The organism is Arachidicoccus sp. BS20 (genome assembly GCF_001659705.1).
Classification (GTDB): domain Bacteria; phylum Bacteroidota; class Bacteroidia; order Chitinophagales; family Chitinophagaceae; genus Arachidicoccus.
In genome coordinates this window covers 2,763,265-2,777,508 of record NZ_CP015971.1, presented here as the reverse complement: position 1 = coordinate 2,777,508, position 14,244 = coordinate 2,763,265, and the positions used below count along the sequence as shown (strand labels likewise).

Below are 14,244 nucleotides of genomic sequence, written 5' to 3'. Positions count from 1 at the left end.
TTATTTATTGTAATCCGGGTCAAACTTGGCGCTTTTGTCCTGCGTTAAAATTACCGGTTTAATTGTCCCATCGGGATTGTAATACAATTTATCTACACACACAGAACGTAACCAATCGTTGCCCGATAAAACGCTTGTATGGTAAAATGCGTACCATTGACCTTTGTATTCCACAATAGAACCATGGTCGGTATAACTGTCGGTCGGGTCAATGTAAATTCCTTTGTACGTCCAAGGTCCCAAAGGACTTTTGCTTACCGCATAACACATACGGTTGTGATGCCCTGATGAATCATGATTATCCGAATAAGATAGATAATACATGCCTTTGTATTTGTGTACCCAGCTTGCTTCATGAAAATCGTGCAAGCCTTGCATCGGCTGCATTGCCCCATCGATTTCCATCATGTTGTCTTTCAATTTTCCGCCCATACATTTTCCGCCGCCGCCATAATAGAAATATGCCTGGCCATCATCATCCACAAACACGCATGGGTCAATCATTGGGTCAAGCCCTTTTATGTAACCTTGCACTTTGAAATCTTTTGCAGGATACTTGCTTGTAGCTACGCCTATTTTCCAAGTCTTATTCCACTCCGTTCCGCTCGGATGCGGAAAATAGTAATAATATGTTCCGTTTTTATAAGCGCAATCGGGCGCCCACATAAAGCCGCCTTCTTTTCTTCCCCAAGGTACCTGACTTGATTCCAGTATTTGTCCTTCGTCGCGCCAATGAACCATATCATCGGTAGAATAAACATGATATTTATCCATCAAATCACAACCTCTCGGCGGCGCTACATCGTGCGAAGGATAAACATATAAACGACCGTCTTTCCACACGTGCGCCGACGGGTCGGCGGAATAAATGTCGCGGATAATCGGATTGCCTTGCGCATATGTTTTATTACTCAGCAGCCCGATGAACAGTACAATGATTGTAACGATTGACCATTTGATTTCTTTTCTTGTTACGTTTACTTTTCTGGATGAATTTGATAAATACATAATTTTAAATTTTAGAGTAAGTGTTTTTATACATGACAAAATTTTCTATTAATAATTGCTTTCTTTTTATCTGTCATGCCGCCCAAGAAAAGTTATTTGGCCAAATAACTTTTCGCACATTAACAGGCAACATAATTTTTGCTTAACTGCGTAATTAATTTCTCAAAAAAGAAAGGAAATCCGGGTTTAAAGCGCATTAAAACTGCACAACCATTTCTGCGTTGTTGTATTCAACAGCTTTCTTTTTATTCAATTCAACAACATTGATTTTAAAAAAATGATGCTTCGGCATTCCATTGAAACTGCCTTTTCCGGCATCTATTGTAAGTGTTCTGTTTTTATCGTTCCAATTAAATTTGATGATGCTGTATTTTCCTTTTTCATAATTGTAATTGTCGCCTTCATCTTCATACAACTCAAACGTTGCATCTTTGCCCGGATAGACATTTATTTCAAGCGTTTTAAAATTCTGAATGGAAGAATACTGCGCTTCATTTGCCAAGGGAACAATTGAACCGGCTTTTACAAACAAAGGCATTTGCGACAATGTTGATGATTGATTAATCCATTGCCCGCCTGCAATTTTTTCGTTTGTATTAAAGCTATACCAATCGCCTTCGGGCAAATAAATTTTTGTAGTTACAGTTGAAACAGTATCTAAAGCCGAAGCGTTTTTTGCAAAGATTGAATCGGTTACAGGCGCCACTAAAATTGAATTGCCGAATAAATATTCAGTTCCTAAATCATATACATTTTTATCCTGCGGATAATCCATAATCAACGCGCGCATCAAGGAAGCATTTTGAGAAGTAACAGCCCACGCAGCAGAATAAATATACGGTTCGAGCCTGTAACGCAAACCAATATATTTTCTGATGACATCAAACGCAACATCGCCGGGCTTTCCAAACTGATAAATTTCTCTCGGTGTATTTGTTCCATGCGAGCGCATCATGGCTGTGAATACGCCAAATTGCAGCCACCTTAAATATAATTCCTGATATAACAAATCTTTATTGCCTTTCGGATAATTTGTTCCCGAAAAAAATCCGCCGATATCTGCATTCCAATAAGGCATTCCCGAAAGTGAATAATTCAACGCCGCAGGAATCTGGTCTTTCAGCGTTTGCCAGCTCGCCGTAATATCGCCCGACCAGACCATGCTCGATGCTCTTTGTTGTCCCGCAAATGCAGAACGCGTAAGAATAAATACACGCTTGTCAGACGTGGTATTTCTTTGATTGTGATACACGCCGCTTACCGATTCAAAAGGAAAAGCATTATTGTAAGTTTTGTAATTCCCGAAATAAGTAATTGCATTTTTTATCACAGAAGTATTGAATGTATCGGGTTCGTGCGTGTTATCTGTTTTCTGTTGTTCAGGTTCGGTCGCATCGAGCCACCAACCGTCGATGCCTTTGGAAAATAAATTCCTGTTCATGTATTTCCAATAAACATCGCGCGCCTGCGGATTAAACGCATCATACACTTTTACACCGTTGTTCACGGGAAATGTTGGAAAATCAAACAAAAAATGCTTTTGTTCCATCTCTTTGTAAATCGCAGATTTTTCCCCGAATGATGGCCAAACAGAAATCATGATTTTTGCATTCATTGCATGAACGCTGTCAATCATCGCAGCAGGATTTGGATAATTGGGATTGTCAAACTGAACAGAATTCCAGTTATGACTATCACTTCCCCAATATTGCCAATCCTGCACCACAGCATCTATCGGCACTTTCAACGCTCTGTATTTTCTTACAACATCTACAACTTCTTCCTGGCTTTGATAGCGTTCACGGCTTTGAATGTAACCGAAACTCCATAGCGGAAACATAGGAGCTTTGCCCGTGAGTTTTCTGTAATTATCGATTATTTCATCTGCATTTTTGCCTGCGATAAAGTAATAATCAACGCAATTTCCGGCTTCCGATGTGAGGTTCATTACATTTTGTTTATCGGAATAAATGGTTGCGGAATAATTGTTCCAATAAATGCCGTAACCTTTTGTCGATTGTAAAAACGGAACAGCAATATCCATATTCCTTTGCTTCAGCAAAATGGTTTGGTTACGTTGGCTCATCTTTCCGTTTTGATGTTGTCCCAAACCATAAACAGCTTCGCCGGAAGAAAGACTGAACGATTGTGAAATATGCATAACCGAATCGTCAATCTTCTGAAACTGTTGCTCCGTCTTATTTTCGGCAAGCAATCGATTTTTGTTCTTGTCAAAAAAACTTATTATTCCGTTACTTTTATTCAGTTCAATCATTAATACAGATGATTGAATTATCAATGAAGTGTCTGTTTTTTTTACCGACGTTTTCAAACCTGCATCTTGAATGTTTAATACAATCAAATCATTTTTTACCGGCGCGTGCGTTCCCTGATATTTGAGAATATGCGCTGTATTGTTGCTGAGAAATTTTATCTCGGTTGTTTCATTATTTAAAACATATTTTATTTCCTGCGCGCGTAGTAATTGAATTTGAAAAATAATCAAAGAAAGAACCGAGAAATATTTCATTATGTTTTTGATTTTATTGATACAATAATGACAACATTATCACTACGGAACTTGTATTGTTATTATATCTGAATAGTTATATTGCTGATAAGTATCTTCTACCCGAACACCTACACGCACATAATAAGTTCTTCCTTTTCTAAGAGGTAAAGCAGGTAATGCGTAGGTGGTAAATCCTTCGCCCGTAGTCATATCCCCGACACCGTCTCCCCAGTTGCTGTTAACATTTATCTTGTACTTATCCTGTTGATATTCGCTTATGGTAGAATTATTTCCGACAAATTGGGTCAGGCTTATAAAAGGTCTTATGTCCAATACCTGCGGAAGGTTTTGCGTAATAGGCGCTTTTAATCTACAAGTAAGATGCAGTGTGCTGTCGTCTAATTGGGAGTTTACATCTACAACATATAAATACGGTACTACTTTGAAGTCTTTTTGCAACGATTTATTGAGCTTGATTGCCGAATCCCGTTGCGTGGGCCAAAAGGCACCGCCATAAGGCTGCATGTCGTAAGTAGCGCTGAACAGTTTAGTATCGTTAAATGTTCCGTCTTGTTTAATGGGAATATCCTGAGGAGTTGGGTTGTCTTTATAACTCACTTCCCATATTCTGATGTGGGCTTCGCCTTGCGATGTAAGGAAAGGCTTTCCTGTTATACTATCAATCACATTCCCGCTAAAAGTTGCGTCGGGCGCGGCATAATTGTCCGTCTTCATACAAGAGGAGAGTATCCCAAAAGACAGCACGCTGAAAATGAGAAATATATTTTTCATCTGTTTATATTTTTTAAGTTTTTGATTTTTAATTATTTATGAATTAAAATATAATCATTTGCGTTCGGGTGTGCGATTTATTCGCTCATGGATATTTCATCTGTTTATTTTTTTTATTGTTTTTTAATGGTCAGATGGAATTGGCTTCGCCGAACTTCGTTTCGCCAAATAATCATCACTTTGGGTAGGCAAAGTTCTTATGGCTCATTTCATATTAATTTTAATTTATATTTAATAAATAGGATTTTGTATCAAATTAGGGTCTTTGTTGATTTCGCCGCCCGGTATCGGCTCATAGTAATCGCGTACGTTGAAAGTATATGTTTTACCATCTGTATTATATTCCCTGATAAAGATGTACTTTTTTTCATTCAATACGTAATAAGGCATTAAGCCGTGTAGCCGTGTCTGGTTAAGCACTTTATCTGCAACTCTCCAACGGCGAAGGTCCCACCAACGCTGGTTTTCAAACATCAGCTCTCTTCCGCGTTCGTCACGTATGAATTGTAAATTCTCATCAACCGTCTGGCCGTTGATGACATATACAGAAGCCGGTGCCGCTTTCGGTGTCCATACAGTAGCGCCTGCCCTATTGCGTATCCTGGCAATTAAATCATACGCTTCCTGTTTTTTTCCCAGCTCATACGCCGCCTCAGCTTTATTCAGCAATATTTCCGCATAACGGAAAACAATCCAGGATTGGTAAGAGCTGTTGCCCGCAGCCTGCGCCTGGGTCATATTATAGTTCACATATTTCCTGATAAAGAAACCGGTAACGGTATTATTTTCAATGCCGCCCCACATTCCGTGTAAACCGGCAACAGCTCCTCCATTGAGTGCAGGATCCGTTTGATAACGAGCAGTAGCTATCGTTCTATTACTGGGACTATTGATCGGAGCTGTTCCAACACCATCCTGAGCATCCGCCATTGTTCCGTTATATGTACGGTAGAATCCGCGTTTTACATCGAATGTTTTACCCCTCAATGTCATACCCGAGAAATACACGGTTGCCAGCAGACGAGGCTCAAGTCCTTGTTGAAATAGTTGGTTTTTATCATCGTAACGGCGAGGTGTTCCGTCTGCATTCTCAATCGGCAATTTTTGAAACAATTCTACCGATTCTAACGACGGATACGCTTCGGAACCCGGCCAGTTGGAAAAGTCTCCGGCAGGCGATACGCTGCCATCATAACTATGATAAAACAAATTATTCCCGGCAACATATTGTCTTATAAGAATATTCTCTGCCGACTTATCATTTAAAAATAAATCAACATAATTCTGCTCTTTATCTGCTGCATTTTCGCCCACCAATTCGTACGGACTATTTTGCGTATCAAAGAAATCAGCGGCATTGTATGCAGCCGTAAAGAAGTCCTGCGCTTCGCTTGCCGGGATGCCAACATAGCCTGCTTTGGCAGCCGGATCGGGCGATGAAGTTGTATAACTTCCATATTTGGCAATAGTAGCCGCATATAACATAGCTCTCGACATCAACGCTGCTGCTGCGAATTTATTGGCTCGCCCTAATTCCGATGTGGCAGCCATATTATCCATTGCAAATTGCAGATCAGACTGAATGAACTTATAACAATCTGATTCCGTAGCACGCGATACGGCTAAGGATGCAGAGTCTGCGGTTGGGCTTAACACAGTATCAATAATAGGCACGCCTCCGTAACGTTTTACCAATCCGAAATAGTAAAAAGCCCGTAGAAAATGCGCTTCACCCAACAACGAATTATAGACGTCCTCCGTAAAATTTGATTTATAGGCCGGAAACTTTTCTAACATATTATTAATTTCGCGTATTTTGTCATAAGGCCAGTAACCGAAACCGCCACCATTGACGCCGCCTTCCCAGCCTACCGCTTCACCATCGATACCCATCAGCCATGATTTGGAAGCATCCCAATCATTGTTTCCGTACTTAAAACCCTGGTCTACATAATAACTGAAATCTTCTATCGGCAAATGCATATAAGCATCGGCAAGATAAGTTTTAACTCCATCTTCGCTGCCAAGTAATGCCGCATCATCCAAAATACCCTTTGGGGGAAGGTCTAATTTGTGGCAAGATGCTATTGCCAGCATGACAGACCCGAATAACAATAAATATTTTATCTTTTTCATTTGTATTTAATTTACATTTTAGAACATTACATCTGTTTTATAACCATTCGATTTCTCTCAAACAGAATATTGAAAAATTTAACCATTCCGTTTTTAAAATCTGACAGATGCTCCTATATTATAGGTTTTATTAATCGGATATTTATAAGTATCTACACTATTACCAACAGCACCGCCTTCCCCACCGGGATGTTCAGGATCCATATCGTGTAAACCGGTAAAAGTAAGCAGGTTGTACCCGCTGACATAAATCCTTAATTCTTTGATGCCTATATGTTTCAAAAGAGATTGTGGTAAGGTATAACCCAGTTCTATCGTTTTCATTCTTAAATAAGAAGCATTTTGGACTTCAAAAGTGCTACTGGCGCCGCCGGCACCGGGCAGCGTACCGGTATAAGCATAATAACCCGGAACCCATACAGTTGACGGATCGTAAATATCTGCATTAGGGTCTGCAGGATGCCATCTGTCCCAGAATTGTGTCATTGTGCCCGCATCACCAAAGGAAAGAGGCTCTGCTAACGTTTCAGTATATTTGTAGTATACTCCTTTTGCTCCTTGGAATGTCATACTCAAATCAATATCTTTCCAGGATGCGCCTAATGTAATCCCGTAATTGTACAGAGGTAAACCATAAGTGGCTATCGGGTGCACGTCGTTACCGTCTATTACGCCATCTCCGTTCCAGTCTTCGTAATAATAGTCGCCCGGTACCGCACCGCCAGCTCCGATAGCAACCGGATAATTGTAAATCTGGTCATAGCTTTGGAATTGCCCCAGATAGGTTTGTCCCCACCAGATACCGGTATTACGATTTGAGTTACGGTTTCTCCACTGGTCATAAGAATTTCCTGCCGGCGATTCAATTAAAAATCCATTACGATTACGCGTAGCAGACATTTGAACACCTACATTATAAGACAATTGTCCAATTGTGTTGCGGTGTGTTAATACCACTTCATAGCCAAATGTACGGTCGCTGTTCAGGTTCTGCTGCGGCAACGATGCGCCAACCGTTCCCGGAATAACAGCGGAAGCGGTTGCAAGAAGCCCATCACGGTGCCGGTTAAACCAATCGAATGAACCACTAAGCAAACCATGCCACAACTCTGCATCAATTCCTACGTCAAACATTTTCGATGTTATCCATGTTTTATCAGGATTAGGAATAGCTAATGGAGATACTCCGGCTATATAAGAGCCATTAAATACATATCCAACATTATTGGGATCAATAGTATATCCTGTATATATATCAGGGTAGTTATTTGCAGTGCCGTCATTCCCTGTTTTTCCATAGGATGCTCTCAATTTCAAATTGGTTAATTGAGGTAAATTCTTTTTCATAAAAGACTCTTCACTGAGTCTCCAGCCTGCCGAAACAGTCGGAAAAAAGCCAAAACGTTTTCCGGCAGGAAATCTTGATTCTCCGTCGTATCGAAAACCAAAATCAAGCAGGTATTTGCCCTTAAAGTTGTAATCTAACTTGCCCACTAAAGCGTGGCTGGAATGGTCTGCAAGCCCATTTTTATCCTGAAAACCAATCTGATTGGTAGCACTTCCGGCAAATAAATATTCAGAATTTAAAGTCAAGTCGCGGGAAGCATAAAAATTGTCCGAATTATCATAAGCATCTTCGAATAAAACCAAGGCATCTATATTATGCACATTTAAAAAAGTGTGTTTATAGCTCAAAGACAACTGGAACAAATCGCTATAACTCGGGTAATAACCTCTCTGTATATTCGCAAGAGTGCCGGAACCGTCAGTTGGTTGATGACGCACACTTGTGCTATACGTATTTGTGATAGAGTCGTACTGGTATAAGGTAAAGGATTTGTGGTAGTCGGTATTGTCACTCTCATGGAAATGATAATAGTACATAGCTTTTGCTGTTAAACCATCTACTTTTGGAATATCATAAGAAAGTGACGCTCTGCCATTAAATTCCCGGTTGATGTATTTGCTGTAACCCGTCATATCGGCATCAGTCATTGCTATCGGGTTGTCGCTTTTGATTTGATAAAAATTCAGCTTGGTCGGATCACCGTTGGCATATATATCTGCATCGGGTCTTTCTATCCACACATCTTTATAAATAGCCCAAATGTCGGTGTTAGGCTGATACTGCTGATCCATATAACCGTCTATTGATACTGTAGCATGTAACCCTTTCATAATTTCCGCATCCACATTTGAGCGGAAGTCCCATTTATGGTAATTCATATCGCCAGACCTCAAAGAACTTTGCTGGCTTTGATAGCCCAAGTCAAAATAAAACCTGAGTTTGTTGGTACCTCCGTTTATGGTTAAATTGTGCTGAACCTGTGGAGCTGTATTTACAAAAACAGCATCGTACCAATCGGTAGATTGTTTAGAACCGTCCAAATACGGCGTAAACTGAGAAGGCAAAAAGGCAAGGTTATTCGGATTGCTGTAATCAAGAAAGTTTGCGAAATTATGCGACTTCTTTTCATTGGCAAGTGTCATGTACTGTACAGCATCCACATTATGAGGTACATGTAAAAATTGCTGCCACCCTCTGTTGACAGTGTATTGTATATCGTAATGCCCTGTATTCGTTCCTTTTTTGGTAGTTACCAGAATAACACCGTTATCAGAACGCATACCATATACTGCCGCCGAAGCATCTTTCAATACCGAAACACTTTCGATATCCTGTGCATTCATGCGGGAAAAATAGCCGATATCTCTTGGCACGCCATCTACCACTACGAGCGGATTAGCACCAAAACCGCGAATATCGATACTTGATTCGTACGCGCCGGGACGGCTACTCGTTTGGGTAATTCGTAATCCGGGAATCTTACCGGAAAGCATATTCACAACGTTTTCATTCTTGGTTGTTACCAACTCTTTTCCGGATATACTGGAAACAGCGCCGGTAAGGGTTGCTTTTGTCTGCGTACCGTATCCAACCACAACTACATCGTTCAATGAACTTAGCCCCGCAACTAATTTAGCATTGATTACTGAACGATTATTGATTTGTTCCGTAACCGAACTCATTCCAATATAAGAAAATACAATTTCGTTTGCCGAATCATTTGTCTTTATTGTATATTCTCCATTTTCATTTGTGAGTGTCCCGGAAAATTTTTTATCTCCGGTTTGCAACACAACGCTCGCTTGAGCAATAGGCTTATTAGTGGCAGAATCTATCACTCGACCTTTAATTACATTATTCTGAGCCTGGGAATAAAACGGTAAGGCTAAGAGAATAAAGATGAGATAATATATTTTTTTCATATTCTATTTTAAATTTTTATAAATGCATTCAATCCAATTCAGCTTATTCAATAAAAACATAATGCTTATGGCGGCACAAGGTTGCCGAGTTCTGTATTGTTATATATTTTTTTACATACTAATATTAGTTTAAAGTTTTTCAAAAAAACAGTAGAATAATATTCTTTCGAATTTTTACAATTAAATCGAAAAATAATAGTAATGGTGCACCAACCGTTTTGTGATATCATAAAAATTAAGTTACTCTATTTAGGTTCGTCGCTAACTACAAGTACGAACAATAGTTTTACAAAAAAACTTAACGCTTGTTAACGTTTTTACTAAAAAACGATTAAAACGAAATTAATTTTTAAAAAATGCTGCTTTTTTAATTAAATCTCAATTGAATTTCCGGTTAAATAAATTTTGACCGCAACCGAACGGAAGTTTTTACGAACAGAATTAATAATTCAAAAACGCAATAAAAAAATTTGCAAAGTCTCTTTTCACAGTGTTGCATACTTTTCAAAAAATATCTTCTGTAAATCAGGAAAAACTTTCAAGAAATGCCGACCGACTCAATCAAAAATTCAACCTATAAACTCCACCTTTTGTGGTAGGTAAATCATATAAATAAGTACCGGGAATATCAACTCCCGTTAATTTTGCTTTATTAGAAATCCGCGGCTTTTTAATTTCAGGAGTTAAAAGGAAACTGTTATTTAGCGGCGATAAATCGTCTTAGTTTAATTCCGTCAAATTCTTTGACGATTTTAACAGCACAAGCGTTCTTATCCTACAAATACCATCCAAAGAAGAATGCATAATTGCCCGACACCATAAAGAGAAGGTCCAAAGGCAACACGCCTATTTTTTTACTGTTTCCACAAAAATTAATTTCTTGAATAAATAACAACATCCTTTTTTCTTAAAGCGGGAGTAACAATTAATTGCTCAACTTTCCCATTCTTTATCGTCCCTTGGACCGTTGTATTGTATGGTGCATGCAGCTTAAATGCTGCATTCCATTCTTTGGGAAATGCAGGCAGCAAAACTATTCTTTTACCATCGGCATACATCAGCATTTGCTGCAATCCGTTTTCGCCGTTGCCGCCGTTGTCTTCATCGGGCATATAATCATGTCCTTTTGCCCAAAATGAGGGAAACTTTAAAGTAGGTTCTTTTCTTGTCAGATTAAAAGAAACATATTCTTTCGCAACGCCCGTCAAACCAAGCATTGCCGCCTGAACCGGTTCTTGAATCCAACAGCCTTTTTCTTTGTTCTTACGGACATTAAAAGTATTAATTGCTATTTGCAAACCGGGCTTGGTAATGCCGTATAAGCGAAAAGGATAAACGGCGTATAATTCGGGGTTTTCAAAATTGTGGAAAGGAGCAGTTTGTTCGCCAGTATAAGGAAGCAATACCTGAAGGTTTTCTTTTGTTCCGACAGGCAAGTCTGGTAATATGGCTTGAAATTTTCTCCATTTTTCACGAAGCGTATCATCAACTAAATTCTTAGGCAAAGCAATTAAACGCCGCAACACCGCATGAAGCCCTGCAATATCGGGCGCGGGATTATGCACTTTCCAATACATTTCGATAGAATTATCAGGGTCTAATAACAGCTTGCCGCTACTATCGCGCGGGAAATGCCGATTAAAAAATTCAACGCCGTTCGATGCAACCGGCAGTAAAATATCACGAACAAATTTTTCGTTGCCTGTATAATCATAATAATCCAGCATCATCATGCTCAGTTCCAATACCGGCGTAAAATAATGCGCCGTATAATTTGCTTTTACTTCGGGACCGACATAAGACAAACCTCCCCAAAACGGCGACGTTTCCGCAAAATAGGCGCCATCGTGATGATAATAATTTTCTACTTGCTTTTGATTTGCAGGAAGAATATTCCTGTACATCTTAAACAAAGGCATCATCATATCAAAGTCGCCTTCCATGAGCATAGGCCAGTACATGGCTCTTGTATTCTGAAACCAATATTGCCCGCCCCATTCGCGGAAATCGGCATTCTGCGGAACCGTTTTTTTATTCTCTGTAAAATCAGGATTATCTACCGTAAAAATAGAGCCATTGAATTTAATAGGATAAGCGCCGCGACCCGCGCAAGCCGTAACAAAGCGCTGCAATACATAACCCTGTGTAATTTTTTCTGCAGAAGAATCACCGCTTACAAAAATCCAGCTGCGATGCCAGAACTCATCCCACCATTTACAGTGCGCAGACCATGCGCTTTTCATGTTTTGATTGTCCAAACGGCTGACTAATTGATTTAATGCCGACGACCATTCATCAACTTGTTGCACAGTTTTTGTCAAAGGATAAATGGATAATGATTGATATTTTGCAACAGTTTGTGAAACGAGCGTCGAAGAATTCTGGCTAATTAAATTCTTGCCTTTAGCCACAGCGCCAAACACAATATTGCGAATATGAACATCGGCGCTGTCGGAATTTTTGTGATACCATTCAATCGAATTTTTATTGTCGAGAATTTTATCGCCCGCGTTCAATCGCCAATCATTCAATTCTACTTTCATCGAAACATTTTGATTACTATTCGATTCCACATGAATGACAGGATTATTTGCATCCACCCAAATTTTTACATGAACAGCATTTTTTCCCGAACCTTCATTTATCAGCATTTCGCCTTCATGCAGTTTCAAAACCTGACTGAAATTGTCGCCGCTTTTAAAAGTATTCGGCTGAAAAGAAATGTGCACTTGTCCCAACTTCATCAGCACGCCGCCTTGCGCCATCCAAGGTCCGCGGTTTAACGTTTCTTCGCCCCATGCATCGGTTTTGGAAATATAAAAATTAATATCGCCATTCGGCTCTGTCCATACATTCAAACCAATATCTCCGTTGCCTATCGGCATGGATTGCTGCGAAGTTGGTCCGGGTTCGTTCCACACAACATTATACTTGTTCAGCATGGAAGCAATGTCTTGTCCGTTGATTGTTTTCAATACAAATAAAACAACAATTACTGCAAATATTTTCTTCATCATAAGTCCGGCTTTTTAAAATAATTGTACATGATAAAATTCGCGGCGGCAGCCGGGTCGTCTATCGGATAATGATGCCCGTGCAATTCAATTTTTCCTTTTGTATTCGGATAAACAACGATTTGTCCGCCGAGCCTTACATATTTATTTACCAGTATAAAAGTATTTTCTTCATTTGGCGCGAGGCTGTCGTGCAAACCGATATTATGCCAGATAGGAATATGGTATGCAGCAAGTTTTTCCAAACTGTCAATCGGGTTTCCTTTGTATTGCAAAGCCTGCTCCTGCGTGAGATGCAGCGCTTTCAAGAGTTTCTTCCATTCAGTTGTATCGCCGGGCGATTTTTCAACTCCGCCGGGCCAGCTTTTAATATCGCAGACAGGCGCTTCGGCATACAAGGAAGAAATTCTTTCGGGGTATAATTTCGCAAAATTATAAATGTACAACCCGCCGCGACTCACGCCTTCCAGCGCCACTTTTTTATTTAAGTGATAATACTTGGTAACGTAATTATACAGTTCGTTCCAATCATTCATCGCTTCGGGCGAACCGAACATATCGCTTGTATTCACATAAAAAACAGCAAAGCCTTTGCTTAGTAAAATTCTTTCCATGTCGGGATGCCAGTTCCAGAAATAAGCGTTCCAAATCCAGGGATTGCCTTGCGCAAAGGAATGCGGCAACACTAATTTTGCATCCAACAAATCATATTGAAAATCGTAACAGTCATATCCGAACCATTCTGATTTTTTGCCGGGATAAATAGCGCTAACAGGTTGAAAGTCTTTTCCCGTCAGCGTTTTGGCAACTGTCTTCGCCATAATGCCTGCACCTTCCGCATCCGGATGAATGCCGTCGCCGAACATAGCGGAATCGTTTATCATCGGCGTGTATAAATCAATCATCGGCAAATGTTCTTCTTTCGCCAATTTCTTTTTCATCGGGTCAAGCTCTTTGTTTACGGCTTTTGCCGTAATGCCCCAATGATCCTGAAACACGGGAATTTCCCTGCATAAATAAATTTTAGGATGCGACGGAAGATTGCGAAAAATGCCAATCATTTCTTTATAATTGTCAAAGAAATCCGATTTGTATTTCCAGTTCTGCGGCTTTACGTCATTAACGCCTAATATCAATAACACAACGTCGGGATTGAATGCCCGCGCGGCTTTGAACGCATCGGTATTCCAGTAAGGAAATTCTCCTTTTTTCAAAATGCCTGTACTATTCACACCAAAGTTGTGCACGTCCCATTTGTCGCCGAGCATTCGTCCCAACTGCGTCGGAAAAGAATTGAGCGGCCGGTTATCGATATTTGCGCCGTAAACAGTACTTGCACCAACACATGCGATTTTGATAGGATGCGCATATTTTGCAACGTCAATCAAAGTGCTTTGCGAATAACAAGCACAATTAAATACTATGCAGACTAATAAAATTTTTGTTTTTAATAATTGTCCTTTCATTCATATATTTTTTTATTGTCACATCGAACAGCCCGGTTTTTATTAT

At 39.8% G+C, this 14,244-nt stretch carries 7 protein-coding genes; all 7 read right to left on the bottom strand.

Annotated features, from left to right (window positions below; genetic code table 11):
• Nucleotides 1–1,008, bottom strand: a complete 1,008-nt coding sequence (locus tag A9P82_RS12185) for a family 43 glycosylhydrolase (protein WP_066208221.1) — start codon at nt 1,006–1,008, stop codon at nt 1–3.
• 196 nt (nt 1,009–1,204) lie between these two features.
• Nucleotides 1,205–3,538: a glycoside hydrolase family 31 protein gene (locus A9P82_RS12180; protein ID WP_066208218.1), complete on the bottom strand. Its 2,334-nt coding sequence runs from the start codon at nt 3,536–3,538 to the stop codon at nt 1,205–1,207.
• A 42-nt stretch (nt 3,539–3,580) separates the two neighbouring features.
• A complete protein-coding gene (locus A9P82_RS12175; protein ID WP_066208214.1) occupies nt 3,581–4,312 on the bottom strand; it encodes a DUF3823 domain-containing protein in 732 nt (243 codons plus the stop codon).
• 231 nt (nt 4,313–4,543) lie between these two features.
• Nucleotides 4,544–6,448, bottom strand: coding sequence for a RagB/SusD family nutrient uptake outer membrane protein (locus tag A9P82_RS12170; RefSeq protein WP_066208212.1), 1,905 nt, complete (start codon nt 6,446–6,448; stop codon nt 4,544–4,546).
• Nucleotides 6,449–6,541: 93 nt separating this feature from the next.
• Nucleotides 6,542–9,718, bottom strand: a complete 3,177-nt coding sequence (locus A9P82_RS12165; protein ID WP_066208210.1) for a SusC/RagA family TonB-linked outer membrane protein — start codon at nt 9,716–9,718, stop codon at nt 6,542–6,544.
• A gap of 872 nt (nt 9,719–10,590) precedes the next feature.
• On the bottom strand, nt 10,591–12,735 hold the full coding sequence (locus A9P82_RS12160) for a DUF5703 domain-containing protein (RefSeq protein ID WP_156522681.1): 2,145 nt from the start codon (nt 12,733–12,735) through the stop codon (nt 10,591–10,593).
• The gene (locus A9P82_RS12155) at nt 12,732–14,198 is read right to left on the bottom strand and encodes a GDSL-type esterase/lipase family protein (protein WP_066208206.1); all 1,467 of its coding nucleotides are present in this window, start codon (nt 14,196–14,198) and stop codon (nt 12,732–12,734) included. Before A9P82_RS12155 ends, A9P82_RS12160 begins: the two co-directional genes overlap by 4 nt.
• Nucleotides 14,199–14,244: the final 46 nt, after the last annotated feature.